Annotated in this window: 19 protein-coding genes; 10 read left to right on the plus strand and 9 right to left on the minus strand. The window is 71.4% G+C overall.

Annotated features, from left to right (window positions below):
• The first annotated feature begins 80 nt into the window (after positions 1–80).
• The 3 genes from ABZ562_RS34385 (at position 81) to ABZ562_RS34395 (ending at position 3,610) form a co-directional block, all read left to right on the plus strand.
• Positions 81–1,877 carry a DEAD/DEAH box helicase gene (locus ABZ562_RS34385; protein ID WP_361487421.1) on the plus strand — a complete coding sequence of 599 codons (1,797 nt, stop codon included), beginning with the start codon at positions 81–83 and terminating at the stop codon, positions 1,875–1,877.
• 226 nt (positions 1,878–2,103) lie between these two features.
• Positions 2,104–2,745 (plus strand): helix-turn-helix domain-containing protein, encoded by a 642-nt coding sequence (locus ABZ562_RS34390; protein ID WP_361487424.1) that lies wholly within the window; start codon positions 2,104–2,106, stop codon positions 2,743–2,745.
• Positions 2,746–2,809: 64 nt separating this feature from the next.
• The gene (locus tag ABZ562_RS34395; RefSeq protein ID WP_361487426.1) at positions 2,810–3,610 is read left to right on the plus strand and encodes a S16 family serine protease; all 801 of its coding nucleotides are present in this window, start codon (positions 2,810–2,812) and stop codon (positions 3,608–3,610) included.
• Between the two features lie 15 nt (positions 3,611–3,625).
• Here ABZ562_RS34395 and ABZ562_RS34400 read toward each other — a convergent pair whose 3' ends face one another.
• Complete coding sequence (locus ABZ562_RS34400) at positions 3,626–5,218, minus strand: methyltransferase domain-containing protein (protein ID WP_361487428.1); 1,593 nt, start codon at positions 5,216–5,218, stop codon at positions 3,626–3,628.
• Positions 5,215–5,463 carry a hypothetical protein gene (locus tag ABZ562_RS34405; RefSeq protein WP_361487430.1) on the minus strand — a complete coding sequence of 83 codons (249 nt, stop codon included), beginning with the start codon at positions 5,461–5,463 and terminating at the stop codon, positions 5,215–5,217. Before ABZ562_RS34405 ends, ABZ562_RS34400 begins: the two co-directional genes overlap by 4 nt.
• 54 nt (positions 5,464–5,517) lie before the next feature.
• Here ABZ562_RS34405 and ABZ562_RS34410 point away from each other — a divergent pair, with 54 nt between their 5' ends.
• Both ABZ562_RS34410 and ABZ562_RS34415 read left to right on the plus strand, forming a co-directional pair.
• A complete protein-coding gene (locus tag ABZ562_RS34410) occupies positions 5,518–6,393 on the plus strand; it encodes a helix-turn-helix transcriptional regulator (RefSeq protein WP_361487432.1) in 876 nt (291 codons plus the stop codon).
• The gene (locus ABZ562_RS34415; RefSeq protein ID WP_361487435.1) at positions 6,390–6,599 is read left to right on the plus strand and encodes a DUF397 domain-containing protein; all 210 of its coding nucleotides are present in this window, start codon (positions 6,390–6,392) and stop codon (positions 6,597–6,599) included. The genes ABZ562_RS34410 and ABZ562_RS34415 overlap by 4 nt, the downstream gene beginning before the upstream one ends.
• Positions 6,600–6,653: 54 nt before the next feature.
• Here ABZ562_RS34415 and ABZ562_RS34420 read toward each other — a convergent pair whose 3' ends face one another.
• From ABZ562_RS34420 to ABZ562_RS34435, 4 genes are all read right to left on the minus strand, one after another.
• The gene (locus ABZ562_RS34420; RefSeq protein ID WP_361487438.1) at positions 6,654–8,612 is read right to left on the minus strand and encodes a right-handed parallel beta-helix repeat-containing protein; all 1,959 of its coding nucleotides are present in this window, start codon (positions 8,610–8,612) and stop codon (positions 6,654–6,656) included.
• Positions 8,613–8,749: 137 nt separating this feature from the next.
• Positions 8,750–8,950 (minus strand): hypothetical protein, encoded by a 201-nt coding sequence (locus tag ABZ562_RS34425; RefSeq protein ID WP_361487440.1) that lies wholly within the window; start codon positions 8,948–8,950, stop codon positions 8,750–8,752.
• 23 nt (positions 8,951–8,973) lie between these two features.
• Positions 8,974–9,570, minus strand: coding sequence for a winged helix-turn-helix domain-containing protein (locus ABZ562_RS34430; RefSeq protein WP_361487442.1), 597 nt, complete (start codon positions 9,568–9,570; stop codon positions 8,974–8,976).
• Positions 9,571–9,630: 60 nt separating this feature from the next.
• Positions 9,631–10,098: an Lrp/AsnC family transcriptional regulator gene (locus ABZ562_RS34435; protein ID WP_361487445.1), complete on the minus strand. Its 468-nt coding sequence runs from the start codon at positions 10,096–10,098 to the stop codon at positions 9,631–9,633.
• A 139-nt stretch (positions 10,099–10,237) separates the two neighbouring features.
• Between ABZ562_RS34435 and hppD the strand changes: the two genes are divergently transcribed.
• Complete coding sequence (gene hppD / locus ABZ562_RS34440) at positions 10,238–11,383, plus strand: 4-hydroxyphenylpyruvate dioxygenase (protein WP_361487447.1); 1,146 nt, start codon at positions 10,238–10,240, stop codon at positions 11,381–11,383.
• Between the two features lie 40 nt (positions 11,384–11,423).
• Here the strand turns inward: hppD and ABZ562_RS34445 are convergent, their stop codons facing one another.
• From ABZ562_RS34445 to ABZ562_RS34455, 3 genes are all read right to left on the minus strand, one after another.
• Entirely contained in the window at positions 11,424–12,650 is a 1,227-nt protein-coding gene (locus ABZ562_RS34445) for a mannosyltransferase family protein (RefSeq protein WP_361487449.1), read from the minus strand.
• A 73-nt stretch (positions 12,651–12,723) separates the two neighbouring features.
• A complete protein-coding gene (locus ABZ562_RS34450; RefSeq protein ID WP_361487451.1) occupies positions 12,724–13,179 on the minus strand; it encodes a hypothetical protein in 456 nt (151 codons plus the stop codon).
• Positions 13,172–13,672, minus strand: coding sequence for a SigE family RNA polymerase sigma factor (locus tag ABZ562_RS34455; protein WP_361487453.1), 501 nt, complete (start codon positions 13,670–13,672; stop codon positions 13,172–13,174). Before ABZ562_RS34455 ends, ABZ562_RS34450 begins: the two co-directional genes overlap by 8 nt.
• Before the next feature lie 246 nt (positions 13,673–13,918).
• Between ABZ562_RS34455 and ABZ562_RS34460 the strand changes: the two genes are divergently transcribed.
• From ABZ562_RS34460 to ABZ562_RS34475, 4 genes are all read left to right on the plus strand, one after another.
• Positions 13,919–14,950, plus strand: coding sequence for a teichoic acid biosynthesis protein C (locus tag ABZ562_RS34460; RefSeq protein ID WP_361487456.1), 1,032 nt, complete (start codon positions 13,919–13,921; stop codon positions 14,948–14,950).
• A gap of 80 nt (positions 14,951–15,030) precedes the next feature.
• Entirely contained in the window at positions 15,031–16,398 is a 1,368-nt protein-coding gene (locus ABZ562_RS34465; RefSeq protein WP_361487458.1) for an FAD-linked oxidase C-terminal domain-containing protein, read from the plus strand.
• Between the two features lie 180 nt (positions 16,399–16,578).
• A complete protein-coding gene (locus tag ABZ562_RS34470) occupies positions 16,579–18,228 on the plus strand; it encodes an RDD family protein (RefSeq protein WP_361487461.1) in 1,650 nt (549 codons plus the stop codon).
• A 90-nt stretch (positions 18,229–18,318) separates the two neighbouring features.
• Entirely contained in the window at positions 18,319–18,897 is a 579-nt protein-coding gene (locus tag ABZ562_RS34475) for an RDD family protein (protein WP_361487464.1), read from the plus strand.
• Positions 18,898–18,945: the final 48 nt, after the last annotated feature.

The following is an 18,945-nucleotide window of genomic DNA, read 5'->3' on the forward strand; positions in this document are numbered from 1 at the left end:
TACCCCCGGAGCATGAAGCACGGCACCGGTAGGCTGACGCGGTTCCCGATCGACCCCGCCGAGCCAGCCTGACGGAGACCGTGAGTACTACTGCCGCCTCCACCAGCCATCACCTCTCGCCCGCCTTCCCCGGACGGGCGCCCTGGGGTACCGCGAGCAAGCTGCGCGCCTGGCAGCAGGGCGCTTTGGACAAGTACATCGAGGAGCAGCCGCGGGACTTCCTCGCGGTCGCGACCCCCGGCGCCGGTAAGACGACGTTCGCGCTGACGCTCGCCTCCTGGCTGATGCACCACCACGTCGTGCAGCAGATCACCGTGGTCGCGCCCACCGAGCACCTGAAGAAGCAGTGGGCGGAGGCCGCGGCCCGCATCGGCATCAAGCTGGACCCGGAGTACAGCGCGGGCCCGCTGAGCCGGGAGTACCACGGCATCGCCATCACCTACGCGGGCGTCGGCGTGCGGCCCATGCTGCACCGCAACCGGATCGAGCAGCGCAAGACGCTCGTCATCCTCGACGAGATCCACCACGCCGGTGACTCCCGCTCCTGGGGCGAGGCCTGCCTGGAGGCGTTCGAGCCCGCGACCCGGCGGCTCGCGCTCACCGGCACGCCCTTCCGGTCGGACACCAACCCGATCCCCTTCGTCACCTACGAAGAGGGCGACGACGGCATCCGCCGCTCCTCCGCCGACTACACCTACGGCTACGGCAACGCCCTGGGCGACGGCGTCGTGCGGCCCGTCATCTTCCTCTCCTACAGCGGCAACATGCGCTGGCGGACGAAGGCGGGCGACGAGATCGAGGCGCGGCTCGGCGAGCCGATGACCAAGGACGCGGTCTCCCAGGCGTGGCGCACCGCGCTCGACCCGCGCGGCGACTGGATGCCGAACGTGCTGCGCGCCGCCGACCACCGGCTGTCGGAGGTCCGCAAGGCCATCCCGGACGCGGGCGCCCTCGTCATCGCCTCCGACCAGGACTCGGCGCGCGCGTACGCCAAGCTGATCCGCGAGATCACCGGCAGCAAGGCCACCCTGGTGCTGTCCGACGAGGCCGCCGCCTCGCAGCGCATCGAGGACTTCAGCAAGTCCGACGACCGCTGGATGGTCGCGGTCCGCATGGTGTCGGAGGGCGTGGACGTGCCGCGCCTCGCGGTCGGGGTGTACGCGACGACCATCTCCACGCCGCTGTTCTTCGCCCAGGCCGTGGGCCGCTTCGTACGGTCCCGGCGGCGCGGCGAGACCGCGTCCGTCTTCCTGCCCACCATCCCGAACCTGCTCGGCTTCGCCAACGAGATGGAGGTCGAGCGCGACCATGTCCTCGACAAGCCGAAGAAGGAAGGCGAGGAGGAGAACCCGTACGCGGAGGAGGAGAAACTCCTCGAAGAGGCCGAGAAGCAGCAGGACGAGGACACCGGCGAGCAGGACGCGCTGCCCTTCGAGGCGCTGGAGTCGGACGCGGTCTTCGACCGGGTGCTGTACGACGGCGCCGAGTTCGGCATGCAGGCGCACCCGGGCAGCGAGGAGGAGCAGGACTACCTCGGCATCCCCGGGCTCCTCGAACCCGACCAGGTGCAGATGCTGCTCCAGAAGCGGCAGGCCAAGCAGATCGCGCACAGCCGCAAGAAGCCGGACGCGGAGGCGGACCTGCTGGAGATGCCCGCCGAGCGGCGTCCCGTGGTCACCCACAAGGAGCTGCTGGAGCTGCGGAAGCAGCTCAACACGCTGGTGGGGGCGTACGTCCACCAGAGCGGCAAACCGCATGGCGTGATCCACACCGAGCTGCGCCGGGTCTGCGGCGGGCCGCCGAGCGCGGAGGCGACGGCGGGCCAGATCCGCGAGCGCATCAAGAAGGTGCAGGAGTGGGCCACCCGGATGCGGTGACGTCGCGCCCCGGCCGGTGACGCGGCGCACGCCGGTTTGTGTGCGGTGAGCGAGGGATCTGCTCGGATTCTGGACAACCACTTCCGCTGAGCGGACCCGCTCGCTACCGTTCGTGCACGCACACGCCCCGTGGCAGCATCGCCGCGGAGTGCAGCCGGTGCGTACCACCGCGACCGGCGGAGCACCTTCGCGGGGAGCCGCCACTCATCACCGAGGAGGGGGCGTCGTGACCGCGGAGACCTCACAGACCCTCGACCGGGGACTGCGTGTCCTGAAGCTGCTCGCCGACACCGACCACGGGCTGACCGTGACCGAGCTGTCCACCAAGCTCGGCGTCAACCGCACCGTCGTCTACCGGCTGCTGGCCACCCTCGAACAGCACTCCCTGGTCCGCCGGGACATCGGCGGGCGGGCGCGGGTCGGGCTCGGGGTGCTGCAGCTCGGCCGCCAGGTGCATCCGCTGGTGCGGGAGGCGGCGCTGCCCGCGCTGCGGTCCCTGGCCGAGGACATCGGCGCCACCGCCCATCTCACCCTGGTCGACGGCACCGAGGCGCTCGCCGTCGCCGTCGTCGAGCCGACCTGGACCGACTACCACGTCGCCTACCGGCCCGGTTTCCGGCACCCGCTGGACCGGGGCGCCGCCGGGCGCGCGATCCTCGCCGCCCGCGCGGGCCGCCCCGACGACCCCGGGTACGCGCTCACCCACGGAGAGCTGGAGGCGGGCGCGAGCGGCGCGGCCGCCCCGCTGGTCGGGGTGACCGGGATCGAGGGCAGCGTCGGCGTGGTGATGCTGTGCGACGCGGTGCCGGAGCGGGTCGGCCCGCGGGTGGTGGACGCGGCACGGGAGGTCGCGGACGCCCTGCGGTAGCCACCGACCCCGGCTGACCAGGGCGGCGCGTCATCCGTCCCGCCGGTCAACTAAATTCAGTCCTATGCCTGCCGTCTCCCCCCGCGCTCTCTCCCCCCGCGCCCGGATCATCGCCGTGTGCGCCGCGCTCGTCATCGTCCTGTTCGCGGTCGCCGCGCTCGCGCCCCTGCCGTTCACCGTGGCCCAGCCGGGCTCGACGGTGAACGTCCTCGGCGCGAACGGCGGCAAGCAGGTGATCACCATCTCGGGGAGCGACACCCGTAAGACCAAGGGCCAGCTGCGGATGACGACGATCGCGGCGACCGGACCGGAGGCCACCGTCCGGCTGGGCGACGTGGTCAGCGGCTGGTTCCGCACCGACCGCGCCGTGCTGCCGCGCGAGGCGGTGTACGTGGGCGACACGACCAAGGAGATCGAGCGGCACAACGCCGACGAGATGCGGAAGTCCCAGAACACGGCCACCAGCGCCGCCCTCGGCTACCTCCACAAGTCGCCCCGCGACATCAAGGTGACGCTGCGCCTCGCGGACGTGGGCGGGCCCAGCGCCGGACTGCTGTTCTCCCTCGGCATCGTCAACAAGCTGGACGGCGACGGCCGCGGCGGCGACCTCACCGGCGGCCGCACCATCGCGGGCACCGGCACGATCGACGCCCGGGGCAAGGTGGGCGCGGTGGGCGGCGTCCCGCTCAAGACCCAGGCCGCCAAGCGGGACGGCGCGACGGTCTTCCTGGTCCCCAAGGCCGAGTGCGGGGACGCCGAGGCCGAGCAGCCGAAGGGGCTGCGGCTGGTCCCCGTCACGACCCTCGACGGCGCCGTGAAGGCCCTGCAGAACCTCCAGTCGGGCGGCGCGGTCCCGCACTGCTGAAACCCCGTGGTCCTGTCACGCGCCCATTGACGCACGCCACCGGCCCCGCGACAGGTGGCACACCCCGTCGGGTGTGATGCGGACGCGTGCGCCGAGCAGCGGCAGCCCACCCTCGGCGTTGAGCCGGTTCCGCACGCGTTCCAGGGCGTCCCAGAGGCGGCGCGGGCCACTCTGGTGGACGGTCGGGGGTTCGCTGTCCTCGGCGGAGGCGCGGGCCCAGGACCCGTCGGGGTGCACCAGGTACGCCGTTCTCGTCCGCCCGTCCGTCGCATAGTCGAGTTCGACGCCGGGTGTGGTCACCTCCAGCAGGGACCGCACCTCCCGGGCGCTCGCGACATCCACCACCGGATAGCGCCCGGTGCCGATCACCTCGCCGTCCGTCTCGCGGGCGAGGGCGAACAGCTCGGCGTGGGCGGGCGGGTGGTGGATGCCTGACCGGGTGGGCATGAAGCCCGCCATGTCCCGTTCCACGTGCCCCACCACGTCTCCGTCGCGGTGCTTCCACCCGGTGACGATCAGGGACGTACGGGCGAGGGGCGCCGCGATCCGCCCGCCCGGAGCGAGCGCGCCGACCACGGCCCGGAGCCCCGGACCGGGGGTGAGCGCGACCGTGGAGACGATGCGGTCGTACGAGCCGGGCACCGCCTCGGCGGCGTCCGCCACGATCATCGTCGGGTGGTGACCCATGGCCGCGAGCCGCTCGCCCGCCGCGCTGACGACGTACGGGTCCACGTCCAGGCTCGTCACCCGCCGGTCCCCGAGCCGCAGACAGGCATACGCGGTGAGCCCGCCCGCCCCGGTACCCAGGTCCAGCAGGGACAGCCCGTCGCCGAGCCGGCCGTGTCGCAGCATCCGTACGGCCAGGCCGGGCGGGGTGGCGGACGACGTGGGCTCTCCCTCCGGCCGCTCCCCGGGTTCGGCATGGTCCGCGTGCAGCGTGCCGACCCTCGTGACCAGCGCGCGGTCCTCGTACGCGGCGTCCGCCCACACCTGAGGATTGCTCGGGCCGTCACGGAGCACCCACCGTCCCGCCTCGTCGAGGTCCCACCACCGGGGAACCAGCTCGTGCCGGGGCACCCGCGCCACGGGGGCGAGCCATCGGGAGTCCGGATCGGTCACCTGGTCGGCGAGCCGTTCCGCGCATCGCACCCAGTCCATGCTGTTCGGCCTTTCCGTCCTGTCATCCATCGCTGCCATCGCTGCCATCGGGGGAGTCGCGGGCGCCCGGAGGGGCCATACGGAGAGCGTGTACCGGCACCCGGTGTCGGGGACGACGACCGACAGCGGCTCACCGCCCTCGATCCGCGCCCGCGCGGCGCGCTGCGCGCCGGGCTCCTCGATCTCCTCGGCCCACACGCGGAGTTCGGCGGGGCCGTCGGGGACGGGGACACGTACCTTTCGCATCGTCCGTCGCACCCAGGCGGAGCGGGCCGGGTCGGGGTCGAGCCGGTCCGCGATGTGCAGCGCCGTGTCACGCAGCCACCGCAGGGCGCGGGCGGGGGATACGGTCCGGCAGGTCCCGAGGACGTACGGCATCTCGCGATCGGTGCCGTACACCAGCCCCACGGCGAGCGCCTGGCACCAGTAGACCCCGGGCTCGCCCGTCACAGCAGCTCCCCCCGGCTCCGCGCGTTCCGGCGGGCGGTCTCGGCGCGCAGGCGCTGTTCCGGTGTCACCGGTCGCGTGCTCCCGGGGACGACGGTCCACTCCGTCCCGCCCGTCACGGGCCGCAGATACCACAGCCCGAACCACTCGCCCCGGAACTCACCGACCCGGTCCTGTAAGACGTCCACCAAGAGCGTGCCGAGGGCGGGGACTGATGGGGGTTCCTGCCGTTTCACGACCACGTCCACTCCTCTCCGTAGCGAATCCACTACCAAGGGGGGTCAGCGTGGCCTAGAGTCGGAATGTCCTTCAACGTGTCAGGACAGGACGAAAGGTCGGTGTTGACCCCTTTGAACGTCAAGGAGTTGCACCCGGACAGCTCTCCGCAAGCTGCCTTTGGGGCGCGTCTGCGCAAGCTGCGTATGGAGCGCGGCTGGACGCAGGACGAGTTGGGCGACCGGATGGGGTATTCGAGTACGCACATATCGTCCGTGGAAACTGGTCGCAAAATGCCGACCTCGCGTCTTGCGCGGCGCGCGGATCAGGCGCTGGGGACCGGCGATATATTCGAGCGCGAGTGGCGCGAGATCCGGCACGGGGTGCTGCTGGAAGGCTTCCCCGAGTACCTCGAGTACGAGGGCTACGCGGCGGAAGTCCGGCTGTACGAAGTCGGCGTGATGCCCGGTCTGCTCCAGACGCCGGAATACGCGACGGTGCTGGCCCAGAGCGCTCTGCGGCGGGGCGCGATCACGCCGGAGCAGGCAGAAGAGCGAGTCGCGCTCGTGGCGGAGCGGCAGGCGACCTTGATCCGGACGCCTCCGCCGCTGGTGCTGGTGGTGCTGGACGAAAGCTGCCTCCGGCGGCCTGTCGGTGAGCCCGCGATCATGGACGCCCAGTTGGCGCGGCTGATCGAGTTCGCGGAGCTGCCGAACACCGTGCTCCAGGTGGCCCCGTTCACGATGGGAGCCCGGCGACCGTTCGATCTGCCCATCACCATGCTGACGCTGCCGGATCGCTCGCTCATGTCCTATGCCGAGTCCGCCCAACAGGGCCATCTCGACCGTGAAAGTACCTCTGTGGTGCCCATACTGACGGCCTACCATCAGCTACAGGCAGAAGCGCTCTCCCAGGCGGAATCTGTGGCCATGATCAGTCAGTTGCGAAAGGGCACCCCGTGACGACCGAAACCCCGCGTTGGTTCACGTCCTCGTACAGCAACAACGGCGGCCAGTGCGTGGAGGTCGCCGCCAACCTTGCCGCCTCGCGCGGTGTGGTTCCCGTCCGTGATTCGAAGAACCCGGGCGGTCCGGTGCTGGGCTTCCCGGTGGAGGCGTTCTCGTCGTTCGTGGCGAGCGTCAAGGCCGGAGACCTCGGCACCGTCTGAGCAGCACACGGCACGCGCTCGGCCGGGGCCGTTCCCCGGCCGGGCGCGTGGATGTCAGACCGGTTGCCAGTCGAGGATCGCCTTGTACGACGACTCGATACCGGCCGCCGCGATGAGGGACGACGGGACCTGGTCCGGGTCGGTGATGTCGTGGTTCTTCTGGATCAGGACGCCCTTGGAGTCGTAGTCGGCCGGGCCGTTCGGCCAGTAGTTGCCCTCGATGTCCGTCGGGTCGTACGTCCCGTCGTTCAGGGTGTAGTTCCCGTGCTTGCTGCCCCACGGGGTGACGTTCACGTTCCACACCGCGTTGTCGAGGATGGACACGTAGGTGGCGCCGTTGTCGGTGTACAGGACGTGGCCGCCCGAGGTGTTGAGCTGGTCGTGGACGACGTTTCCGGTGACGTGCTCGCCGGTCGCCATCGATGTGCCGGTGATGCCGTTGGTGTAGACGGCGCCGCCGTCGTCGAGCAGTGACATGTGCTGGTAGATCAGGTTGTTCGAGATGGTGTTGTTGTTGGAGTAGTTCGGCTGCGCGGGGAGCTTCACCTTGTCGGGCCAGCCGCCCCAGCCGATGGAGATCGCCGTGTAGGGCACGTGGTCGATCTGGTTGTGGGTGATGGCCGACGTCTCGATGTACCCGGCGTCGATCGCGACCCCGCCGTGGTATTCGGCGGCGATGTCGTAGAAGTGGCTGTCCTTCACGGTGATGCCGCTGGTGCGCTGCGCCGTGGCGGTGGGCTGGGGAATGTCGACGCCGCCGAGGTCGAGGCCGTTGCCGGAGATGTCGGTGAACACGCACGCGGTGACCGTGGCGTTCTGCGAGCCGTTGCCCAGGTCCAGCCCGGCCGCGCCGAGATGGACGAAGTAGTCGTGATCGAAGTGGATGTTCCGGTCGTAGGTGAAGCGCACCGCCGCGGGCATCTTGGTCCAGCTGCCGTACGGGCAGGTACCGTCCGCCACGAAGTCGCACAGCCCCTGGGTGGCGTAACCGTTCGTCCCGGTGACCTGGTAGGTGGCCTGGATCTCGGAGAAGCCCGTGCCGGTGTTGGGGACCGTGTAGTTGGCGTAGCTGAACTGGATGCCCTGGAAGCCGATACGGCTCGGCATGTCGGACGCCTTGCCCGAACTCGCCATCAGGGTGTCCAGCGACGGGGCCTCGATGTCCGCCGTGGTCAGGTCCTCCCCGGAGCGGGGGATGTAGTAGAACCGGTGCTCGGACTTGTCCAGGTAGAACTCACCGGCCTTGTCGAGCAGTTCGTAGGCGTTCTCCACCGCGGTGGGCGACTCCGTGATCGACTTGCGGCCGACCAGGTTGACGGTGCGGCCGGAGTCGTCGGTGCGCATGACCCGCTGGGTGGAGTTGTTCCAGCAGGGCTGGGCCATGGTGATGGCGGTGCCGGTGACGGAGGCGACGGGGCAGCGCGGCTCGGTCCACGCCCCGAGACCGCCCCGGTAGACGAATTCGATCGCCGACGGGTTGCGCCATCCGGCCATCGGGTCGCCGGATGCCGTGGTGTACCCCGCCGCCGTCTGGGTGACCTTGACGGGGAGCGCACCGGTCGCCCGCTGGGCGCGTACGCCGTTGACATACAACTGCCGGGTGTCCAGATCGGCCGGGGCCGGGGCGGACCAGGCTTTACCGCCGGCGGCGCCGCTTTTGGCCCATCCGGTGATCCGGACGCCGCCGCTGATGACCGGGGACTGTCCGGACGCCGCCTTCCACCAGACGGTCCCGGCCGTGCCGCCGCCGGAATCCGCTGCGGTGAAGGCCAGCGTTTTGGTGAGCCGGTAGACGCCGCCCGCCAAGGTCACGGTGACCGGGCCGGAGGTCGACTTGTCGATGGCCCGTACCGCGGTCTGCGCCTTGGCGAGCGTACGGAACGGCTCGGCGGCGCTGGTGCCCGCGTTGCTGTCGCTGCCGGTGGGCGAGACGAAGTATGTGACGGCGTCCGCCGCCCGCGCCTGCCCGGTCAGTCCCCCGGTGGGCAGGAGTACGCATACGAGCGCCGCCATCACCCACCAAGGTCGGATGACTAATCGTCTCGATCCTGTACCTCTCATGGAGCACACCCCTTGATGTGTGGGAAATCTGCACGGAACGTAGGGGTGGGCGCATGAAGGGTCAATGCTCGCCACAGCAATAGATCGGATCAATTGCCGTGTTGGCCCGCCGGGACGTGGAGCTGGACCTGGGGCACGCGCGGCGTCGCCAGCCGCAGCCCGACCTCCACGAGCCGCCAGCCGAGCCGGGTCCGCAGCAGATGGGTGTGCTGCGGCCGGTGCGGGGCCTCCCGCCGCAGCTGCTCGGCGCGCAGGCGGTGCAGCAGATGGTGGACATGGTCGCCGTACATTCGCTCTCCCCCCAGGGATCGGGTCAGTCCTCGTCGCGCGGGAAGCCGTGCAGATGGACGCGGTACCGGGCGGAGTGCGCGGTGTCCGGGTCGACCTCGTTCTCGCGGTAGCCGTTGATCACTTCGTGCACTTTCTCGAGCATTTCCCGCGCGAGGGCGGGCGTGAGGCGCAGGGTGAAGTCGCTGATGTCCCAGCTCGTACGCCATTCCGCGGGCCATTCATGCTGGGTGCCGAGCCAGGTGGACAGCTCCTGGCCGTGCACGGTGGCCACCTCGTGCATCAGGGTGTTCATCGCGCCGCGCACGGACGGATCGGGGTGGCGCAGCAGCTCGTCGGTGCCCGCCTTCGTCGTGGCGTGCGCCGCCTTCCACCACCGCTCGCGCCCCTTGCCGCGCTCCGGGTCGTCCATGACGAAGCCATGGGCGGCCAGCTGCCGCAGGTGGTAGCTGGTGGCGCCGCTGGACTCGCCCAGCCGGTCGGCCAGTTGGGACGCGGTGGCGGGCCCGTACTCGCGCAGCGCGCCGAGCAGCCGCAGGCGCAGGGGGTGCGCGAGCCCGCGCAGGGACCGGGGGTCGAGCACCCGTACGTCGTCGTCCACGTCGTCGTCGCGCTGAGCCATGCGGAGCAGCGTAAGGGTGCAAAGGTTTCTTTGCAACGGGTTTTTTGCATGCTCTCCCGGTCAGTCCTCGGCCGCCTGCTGCACCAGGGGGATGATCCGCAGGGGGACCGGGTTCTCCATCACGATCGCCGTCGAGGCCCGGACGATGCCCTCGATGCCCACGACGCGGTCGATCACCCGCTGGAGGTCGGCGTTCGAGCGGGCGACCAGGCGGCAGAGCATGTCGCCGTGGCCGGTGGTGGTGTGCAGCTCCAGCACCTCCGGAACACCGGCCAGATGGGTGCGCACGTCCGGGCCCTGGCCCTGTTTGATCTCCAGCGTCGCGAAGGCGGTGACCGGGTAGCCCAGGGCCGCCGGGTCCACGTCCGGGCCGAAGCCGCGGATCACGCCCTGCGTGCGCAGCCGGTCCAGCCGGGCCTGCGCCGTGCCGCGGGCGACGCCGAGGCGGCGCGACGCCTCCAGGACGCCGATGCGTGGCTCCCGGGCGAGGAGTTCGATCAGGCGGGCGTCGAGTGCGTCGATTCCCATGGGGCCTCCTGGACTGGGTGGTCTGTGACGGTGGTCACTCTGTACAGAATGCTGCCCTGTTCGCGGGCGACGCTAGGCAACATGCCCAGCGATTTCGCGAACTGTTGCGCACCCTGAGCCGTGGGGAGACGCTGCCTGTATGACTGAGATCCTGAACCCCACCCCGACCACCGCGCGGCAGGCAGACCCCTTCCCGGTGAAGGGTATGGACGCGGTCGTCTTCGCCGTCGGCAACGCCAAGCAGGCCGCCCACTTCTACGCCACCGCCTTCGGCATGAAGCTCGTCGCCTACTCCGGACCGGAGACCGGCAGCCGGGAGACCGCCAGTTATGTCCTCGTCTCGGGCGGCGCCCGCTTCGTGTTCACCTCCGTCGTCAAGCCGTCCGGCCCCTGGGGGCGCTTCCTCGCCGAGCACGTGGCCGAGCACGGCGACGGCGTGATCGACCTCGCCGTCGAGGTCCCGGACGCGCGGGCCGCGTACGCGTACGCGGTGGAGCACGGCGCCACCGGGATCGAGGAGCCGCACGACGTCAAGGACGAGCACGGGACGGTGGTGCTCGCCTCGATCCGCACCTACGGCGACACCCGCCACACCTTCGTCGAGCGCTCCGGCTACGACGGCCCGTATCTGCCGGGGTACGTGGCCGCCGCCCCGATCGTCGAGGGGCCCGAGAAGCGGCTGTTCCAGGCCATCGACCACTGCGTCGGCAATGTCGAGCTGGGCCACATGGACGAGTGGGTGGCCTTCTACAACCGGGTCATGGGCTTCACCAACATGAAGGAGTTCGTCGGCGACGACATCGCCACCGAGTACTCCGCCCTGATGTCGAAGGTCGTCGCGGACGGCACCCGGAAGGTCAAGTTCCCCCTGAACGAGCCCGCGCTGGGGAAGAAGAAGTCGCAGATCGACGAGTACCTGGAGTTCTACGGCGGCCCGGGCGTCCAGCACATCGCCCTCGCCACGAACGACATCGTCGCCACGGTGCGCGCGATGCGCGCGGCGGGCGTCCAGTTCCTGGACACGCCCGACTCGTACTACGACACGCTCGGGGACTGGGCCGGCGAGACGCGGGTGCCGATCGAGACCCTGCGGGAGCTGAAGATCCTCGTGGACCGGGACGAGGACGGGTACCTGCTGCAGATCTTCACCAAGCCGGTCCAGGACCGGCCGACGGTCTTCTTCGAGATGATCGAGCGGCACGGGTCGATGGGGTTCGGCAAGGGCAACTTCAAGGCGCTGTTCGAGGCGATCGAGCGCGAGCAGGCCAAGCGCGGCAACCTCTGACCGCCACGGTGCCGGGGCTCACCGGCCCCGGCGCCCGTGATCAGCCCGCCCACCGCCCCGAGAGGAAGGCGAGGGCGAAGACCGTGCTCACGGGCGCGACCAGGCAGAGGTAGACGGTCTTGACCTGGGGCTTGCGCAGACTCCAGGCGGCCAGGCCGATCCACAGGGGCCACCACAGCAGGGTGGAGCGGGGGATCGACATGTACCAGTACGAGGTGCCCAGGGCCCACAGCGTGATGCCGATGTAGACGGACTCGGCCCAGCGGCGCCGCCACAGCAGCACGGCGAGGACGAGCAGCCCGAGGGCCATGGCCACCAGTTCGGCCTGGAACATGACGGCGTATCCGGCGCTCTGCGTCCTGTCGAAGGCCGCGTCCCAGGTGTGGGACCAGCCCTCCCGGGGGGTGTGGAAGGTGCGGAACCAGCCGCGCTCCTGGGCGTGCTTCCAGGCCATCCAGTCACCGGTGTGCGCGTGCAGGTACCAGGCGTATAAGGCCGCGGGCAGCGCGGGCAGCGCCGGCCAGGGCAGCGAGCGCCAGTGCCCGCGGGCGCGGGCGGCGGTGAGGACGAAGTGGACGGCGATGGCGGCGGCCACGAACAGGCCGCTGATCCGCACGGTGGTGGCCAGGGCGGTCAGCAGGGCGGCGGTGGCCCAGCGATGCCGCTGGGCGGCGAGCCAGCCGGGCAGTGCGAACGCCAGGAACAGGGCCTCGGTGTAGCCGACGGCCAGGAAGATCGCGCAGGGGGAGAGCAGGAAGAACAGCACGGTGCGCCGGTCGGCGCCGGTGCCGGGCAGATACAGCCGGGCGATCCGGGCCAGCGCCAGCACGCCGACGGCCCCGGCGACGAACGAGATCAGCAGCCCGGCCGCGGTCCAGCTCGGGACGACGGTGTGCACGGCGCGCAGCAGCAGCGGGAATCCGGGGAAGAACGCCTCCCGGCTGTCCCATTTCTTGTCCCAGGGGCCGCTCTCCCCGGGGAAGTAGCCGTCGCGCGCTATGTGGAGGTAGTGCCCCCAGTCCCACCGCGCGAAGGGTTCGAGGAGGGGCGAGGGCTGGTGGGCGTCGCCGTTCCCGGGGAACAGCCACCGCACACAGTAGGCGGTGATCCATATGGATATTCGGGTCAGCAGATACAGCCACAGCACCTCGCGGTCGCCCGGGTTCAGCCGGACGAGGCGCAGGGCCCGCAGGCGCGGTGAGGGCCGCTCGGGCGGTACGGCGGACCAGGTGGGGCTCTGGCGCGGCTCGGGCGGTGCGACGGTCATACAGGGATCTTTCGCGTAGGCGTGAGGGTGCGGAGCCGCCCGGCGACGGCCGACGGATCATGGCGGGAGGGGGTCAGGGGGCGTCGTCTCCTGGGGGAGACGTCGTCGTGGGCGGGTACGTCACGCCCCCGGACGCGTCGTTTGTGGCCTCGCCCGTCGACGGTGGCGGCCCGGCCGTCCCCGTCGAGGGCCGGCCGGTCGAGGGCCGGCCGGTCGAGGACTCGGCGGACGGCCGGCCGGTCGCGGGCCCCGTCGAGGACCCGGACGGCTGCCCGGCCGACGGCTGCCCGGCCGAGGGGCTGGTGGCCGGGGCCGCGGGCGGCGGCGTGCCCGGCAGGAGCACGGCAGCGGCGGCCCCGCCGCCCGCGATGACCAGGCAGGCCCCCGCCGCCAGCGCGGCGACGCGGCGCCGGTGGGCCCGCCTGCCGCGCTCGGCGATGCGTGCCACGGGCGCCGCCCCGGCGTGGGCCTGCCCGACGTCACCGGCCTGCCGGAACAGCGTCCGCAGCGGATCCTGGATCTCAGACATCGGCGATCTCCTCGATGCGCGGGTCCCGCAGGCGGTGGGCGAGCGCGGTGCGTCCGCGGACCAGGTGCGTCTTGACGGTGCTGGTGGCCAGGCCGGTCTCCCCGGCGATCTGCTCGACGGTGAGGTCGCACAGGTAGTGCAGGGTGAGCGTGCGCCGCTGCTGGGGCGGCAGTTCGCGCAGCGCGTCGACCAGCACCACCTGGTCCGGGCCCGGACCCTCGACATGGGGTGGCGAGACGCCGCCGCGATTCCAGGCGTCCGCCGTGCGCCGCCGGAAGCGCCAGCGGCTCACCGCCAGCCGCCAGGCGACCGTACGGATCCAGGCCTCGGGCTGCCCGCCGCTGTCGAGCTGCCGTCGCCGGCTCCACCCCTTGACGAACGCCTCCTGCACGACGTCCTGCGCCTCGTGCAGATCGCCGAGCATCACGTACAGCTGCCCCGTGAGACGTGTGACCGCCTGGGCGTAGAACTCTTCGAACTCCTCGACGGTCACCTGTCACTCCCGGATCTCTGTCTTCGCCGGGTATACGCCCGTCATCCGGCATTCGGTCTACCCAAAGCACGGAGAAAGAGAGTGATACAGCACACAATGCGCCGCTCATGCCAGAAAAATGGAACACCAGCTCGGCCGCGGAATCGCACCGTCTACACTCTCGGCGTTCCTGTTCACTCCAACACGGTGTGTTTTCTTGGGAGTTGTTGATTACGCATGCAGACGGACAAGTACGCTGCGGGTCGGTTGACAAGGCGTAGGTTCGCCCTGGCCGGTGGCGCGGCCGCCGCGGGCGCGCTCGGGGCGTTCGCGGTACGGCCCACCGAGGCCGCCGCCGCCGAAGTCGCCACCGGGGCCTCCGCCGAGGCCTCCGCCGGGGGCCGGTTCGACCTCTCGGTGCCCTCCACGCAGCTGATACGCGAGAAGGCACCGCACAACAGCACCGTGCTGCAGTCCTTCGCGTTCGACGACGTCAACGGCCACCTCTACACGATCCAGCTGATGCAGGGCGGCATCCGCCTCAGCGGCGAATCCGCCCCCGTCTCCGGCGCCGACCGGGCCGCCCGCGGCGACATGTGCGTCACCAAGCTGTCCCTCACCGGCGGCGAGCTGGGCTCCATGTACGTCAGGGGCTTCGGCCACGGCGTCGCGATCGGCTGCGAGCCGGTCGGCGCCACCGCCTATCTGTGGACCGAGTCGGACGCCAACCCCGACTCCGGCTACGGGCGCGCCATCAGCCGCTTCCCGTTCAAGAACGGCACCGTCCTCGACAGCGGCTCGTCCGGCCTGGCCACCCACCGCCCGGTGCCCGGCTCGACCAGCAACCAGCCCGCCGTCGACATGCTCAACAAGCGGCTGCTGCTGCGCTACCGCCAGGACGGCCAGGTCCGCTACCGGCTGATGAGCCTGGCCGGGGTCACGGCGGGCGACTACGCGGCGGTGTACGACGACATACCCCAGGTCGGCGTCGACGACAGCGAGGTCTTCCAGGGCTTCACGGTGCTCGGCGACTACGTGTACCAGCTCACCGGGACCGCGTACTCCGACGAGAACGGCCCCAACCCGCCCTCCGGCCACGGCAACGCCCAGGTCTCCTGCGTCGATCTGCGCACCGGCCAGCTGGTCCAGCGCGCCCGCACCGAGGCCGGGTACTCGCTCGACTACCGCGAGCCCGAGGGCATGGCCGTCCAGCTCACCAGCCCGCGCCGGCTGTGCATGGGCTTCGCCTCCGGCCCGTCCGGCGGCCGCGAACTGAGCGTCTACTACAAGCCACAGTGAACCGGGCCGCGATGGCCGCGTCCTAACCCGGTCGCCGCGCCGATCTTCCCTGGCGCCCGGCCGAGTGCGAGCCTGGACGTATGACCGACCTCATCGAGTCACTGCGGGAGGGCCTCCCCGAGGAGGCAGTGCTCACCGACCCCGATGTCACGGCGGCGTACGCGCACGACATGGCGAGCTTCTGCGCCGCGGGCGCGCCCGCCGTGGTCGTCCTCCCCCGCACCGTCGAGCAGGTGCAGCACGTATGCCGTACGGCCACGGCGCTGCGCGTGCCCATCGTCCCGCAGGGCGCGCGCACCGGCTTGTCGGGCGCGGCCAACGCGTCCGACGGCTGCATCGTGCTGTCCCTGGTCAAGATGGACCGCATCCTGGAGATCAACCCGGTCGACCGGATCGCGGTCGTCGAACCGGGCGTGGTCAACGCGGCGCTGTCGCGCGCGGTGCTGGAGAAGGGGCTGTACTACCCGCCGGACCCCAGCAGCTGGGAGCAGTGCACCATCGGCGGCAACATCGGCACGGCGTCGGGCGGGCTGTGCTGCGTGAAGTACGGCGTGACCGCCGAGTACGTCCTCGGCCTGGAGGTCGTCCTCGCCGACGGGCGGCTGCTGTCCACCGGCCGCCGCACCGCCAAGGGGGTCGCGGGCTACGACCTGACCCGCCTCTTCGTCGGCTCCGAGGGGAGCCTCGGCATCGTCGTACGGGCCGTCCTCGCGCTCAAGCCCGCCCCGCCCGAACAGCTCGTCCTGGCCGCCGAGTTCCCCTCCACCGCGGCAGCGTGCGACGCGATCTGCCGCATTATGGAGCGCGGCCATGTGCCGTCGCTGCTGGAGCTGATGGACCGTACGAGCGTGCGCGCCGTCAACGCGATGGGCGCCATGGGGCTCCCCGAGTCCACCGAGGCCCTGCTGATGGCCGCGTTCGACACCCCGGACCCCGCGTCCGACCTGGCCGCCGTGGGGGAGCTGTGCACGGCCGCCGGGGCGACCGAGGTGGTCCCGGCGGAGAACGCGGCCGAGTCCGACCTGCTGCTCCAGGCCCGCCGCATGACGCTGACCGCGCTGGAGGCGGTCAAGGGCGTCACGATGATCGACGACGTGTGCGTACCGCGCTCCCGCCTCGCCGAGATGATCGACGGCACGGCGGCCATCGCCGAGAAGCACGACCTGACGATCGGCGTCGTGGCCCACGCCGGGGACGGCAACACCCATCCGACGGTCTGCTTCGACCCCGCGGACCCGGACGAGTCGCGGCGGGCGCGCGAGTCGTTCGACGAGATCATGGCGCTGGGGCTGGAGCTGGGCGGCACGATCACCGGGGAGCACGGGGTGGGCGTGCTGAAGCGGGAGTGGCTGGCGCGCGAACTGGGGCCGGTGGGGGTGGAGCTGCAGCAGGGCATCAAGGAGGTCTTCGACCCGCTGAATCTCCTCAACCCGGGCAAGCTGTTCTAAGGGCGCTCCCCGGCGCTCCCTTACCGGCTTCCCGTATTGACCGCCAAAAAGTTGCGAGGCGGTGCCACAGTAGGTACGGGCCGAGGGCCGGTCTGATAGACCTTGACAGCGCGCTCCGGGTTGCACTGCGGCGGCGCAGCACAGCAGCACGGCGAGCACAGATACGGGACATCGGAGATCATGAGCGCCCCTTCCTCAGGATCCGCTGACGGCAGTTCCATTCCAGGTTTTTATCCGGATCCGTCCATTCCCAACTACATCCGGTACTGGAACGGAGCCGCCTGGGTGCCCGGCACCAGCCGGCCCGCCCCGGCCGAGGGCGAGGCCATGCCCGCCGCACCGCCCGGGGTGACCCACACCCAGGTCACCAGCCCGGTGCCGGACGAGACCGGCCCGATGTTCCTGGACGAGGACCCGCAGCCGCTGCCCGCGCAGGAGCCGGCCGGTAACGCCCTGCCCGAGGTGCGGCGGCGCGCCGAGATGGACATACGGGACGCCGGCCCGGGCAGCGTCATGGGCACCGAGCCGGTGCCGCCCGGCGGGACGGCCGCCCCGGTGGACTGGGACGATCCGCAGCGGCTGCACGGCACCCGCCCCGGGGCCGGGGCCGCCTGGCAGGCCGACGCGTCCCGGCAGTCCGGGTTCGGCGGCGAGCAGGACCGCCGGATCTCCTGGGGCTCGGAGGGGGACGACCCGCGGGCGGCGGTCCCCGACCCGCGCGGCGCGGCGGACGGCCCGGGCGGTGAGGGGAGCGGCCGTGGTGAAGGCGGTCGCGACCAGGGCACGCTGACGATGCGCGGCGGCGGCGCGGAGGGGGCGGGCGCTACGGACCGTGCGGGCGACCGCAAGGATCGCGCCACCCACGCCCTCCCCGCCGTACGCAGCACCCCGGAGCTGCCCTCGGCGTCGGCCTCGGCCGAGCCCGCCGCGGCGGACGGCACGATGGCGATCCGCGCGCTGCGGCCGACCGGCCGCGACGAGGGCACGATGACGTTCCGTACGCTCGACCGCGACGCCCCGCAGGGCCCCCAGCACTCCCCGCAGCCGTCCCAGGCCCAGCCCCAGCGTCCACCGCGGCAGGCGCACCCTCAGCAGCAGCCGCCCCAGCAGCAGCAACCCCCGCAGCAGCCCTTCGGCGGCATCCCGGCCCAGCCGTCCCACGGCGGCGGCCCCGGCTGGCAGCAGCAGGTGCACCAGCTCGCCCAGCAGCAGCCGCAGCAGCCGCAACAGCCCCAGCAGCCGCAGTCCCACCAGCCCCCGGCTCCTCAGCAGGGCGCGCCCGAGGGCGTCATCCCCTGGAAGCCGCCGGTCGACAATCCGTTCCTCCAGGCCGCCCAGGCCCAGGGGCGGCCCGCCGGGCTCGGCCGCCGCTTCTCCGCCCGGCTGATCGACATGGTCGTGCTGCTCGCCATCGCCGGAGCGGTCGCGTTCCCGCTGTGGGGGAAGGCCGCCGATCACATCGACGAGAAGGTGGAGACGGCCAAGCAGTCCGGCGAGACCGTCACCGTCTACTTCCTCGACGGCACCACCGGCGGCTATCTCGCCCTCGTGCTGGGCGTGATGCTGCTGGGCGGGGTCCTCCTGGAGGCCCTGCCGGTGGCCCTGTGGGGCCGTACGCTCGGCAAGAAGCTGTGCGGGGTGCGGGTCCTGGACATCGAGGAGCACGACAAGCCGTCGTTCGGCGCCGCCCTGCGCCGCTGGCTGGTGTACGGGGTGCTGGGGGTGCTGGTCATCGGCCTGGTGAACGTGCTGTGGTGCCTGGTCGACCGCCCCTGGCGGCAGTGCTGGCACGACAAGGCGGCCCGTACGTTCGTCGCCACGGCCGGCTGACCGGGCGCCGCTGAGGCGGATGGACCATCCGGGTCGCCCGAACGGGGCGATCCGGATGCGATCGCCCTCGATCGGCGGTCGACTCGGGCCATGAGCACCGACCAGCCGCCGCCACCCGGGGACGAGCCCCGCGACCGGGATCCGTTCGCCAAGCAGCCGCCGCCCCGGGCGAACGGCTCCCCCTACGGCGATCACGGCGGCGGCGACGATCCGCTCGCGGGCATGCCCCCGCTCGCCCACCTCGGCCGCCGCCTGGCCGCCCGGATCATCGACGGGCTGATCATCGGCATCCCGGTGGGCCTGATCATGGCCCTGGTCCTGGGCACCTACTACCCGATGGGCAACGGCGGCGACGCCCGCTCATCGGTCTTCACCCTCGCCTACGTCCTGGTCTACTTCGTCTACGAGGGGCTGATGCTGACCCACTACGGCCAGACCGTCGGCAAGAAGGCGATGAAGATCCGGGTGGCCATGCTGGAGACCGGCGAGCTTCCGTCCGGCGCGCCCGGCTGGGCACGCGCCGCCACGTATGCGCTCCCCGAGATCGTGCCCTGCTGCGGCTTTGTGTTCTGGCTGGTCAACGTCTTGTGGTGCACCTGGGACCGGCCGTATAGGCAGTGTCTGCACGACAAGGTGGCCAAGACGGTCGTGGTGCAGGCCGAGCCCTGACCCCTACGGCCCGCCGAGGAGGGCCGGAAGACCTGCTGATGTAATCGT

Origin of the sequence: Streptomyces sp. NPDC019937, assembly GCF_040631655.1 — a bacterium.
Taxonomy (GTDB): domain Bacteria; phylum Actinomycetota; class Actinomycetes; order Streptomycetales; family Streptomycetaceae; genus Streptomyces.

What these genes read in the sequence shown, in the direction of transcription:
- ABZ562_RS34420 (WP_361487438.1), bottom strand. Translation starts at nt 8,612, where the DNA reads ATGGCGGCGCTCGTATGCGTACTCCTGCCCACCGGGGGACTGACCGGG.
- ABZ562_RS34425 (WP_361487440.1), bottom strand. Translation starts at nt 8,950, where the DNA reads ATGTACGGCGACCATGTCCACCATCTGCTGCACCGCCTGCGCGCCGAG.
- ABZ562_RS34470 (WP_361487461.1), top strand. Translation starts at nt 16,579, where the DNA reads ATGAGCGCCCCTTCCTCAGGATCCGCTGACGGCAGTTCCATTCCAGGT.
- ABZ562_RS34395 (WP_361487426.1), top strand. Translation starts at nt 2,810, where the DNA reads ATGCCTGCCGTCTCCCCCCGCGCTCTCTCCCCCCGCGCCCGGATCATC.
- ABZ562_RS34430 (WP_361487442.1), bottom strand. Translation starts at nt 9,570, where the DNA reads ATGGCTCAGCGCGACGACGACGTGGACGACGACGTACGGGTGCTCGAC.
- hppD (WP_361487447.1), top strand. Translation starts at nt 10,238, where the DNA reads ATGACTGAGATCCTGAACCCCACCCCGACCACCGCGCGGCAGGCAGAC.
- ABZ562_RS34465 (WP_361487458.1), top strand. Translation starts at nt 15,031, where the DNA reads ATGACCGACCTCATCGAGTCACTGCGGGAGGGCCTCCCCGAGGAGGCA.
- ABZ562_RS34450 (WP_361487451.1), bottom strand. Translation starts at nt 13,179, where the DNA reads ATGTCTGAGATCCAGGATCCGCTGCGGACGCTGTTCCGGCAGGCCGGT.
- ABZ562_RS34445 (WP_361487449.1), bottom strand. Translation starts at nt 12,650, where the DNA reads ATGACCGTCGCACCGCCCGAGCCGCGCCAGAGCCCCACCTGGTCCGCC.
- ABZ562_RS34410 (WP_361487432.1), top strand. Translation starts at nt 5,518, where the DNA reads ATGTCCTTCAACGTGTCAGGACAGGACGAAAGGTCGGTGTTGACCCCT.
- ABZ562_RS34475 (WP_361487464.1), top strand. Translation starts at nt 18,319, where the DNA reads ATGAGCACCGACCAGCCGCCGCCACCCGGGGACGAGCCCCGCGACCGG.
- ABZ562_RS34435 (WP_361487445.1), bottom strand. Translation starts at nt 10,098, where the DNA reads ATGGGAATCGACGCACTCGACGCCCGCCTGATCGAACTCCTCGCCCGG.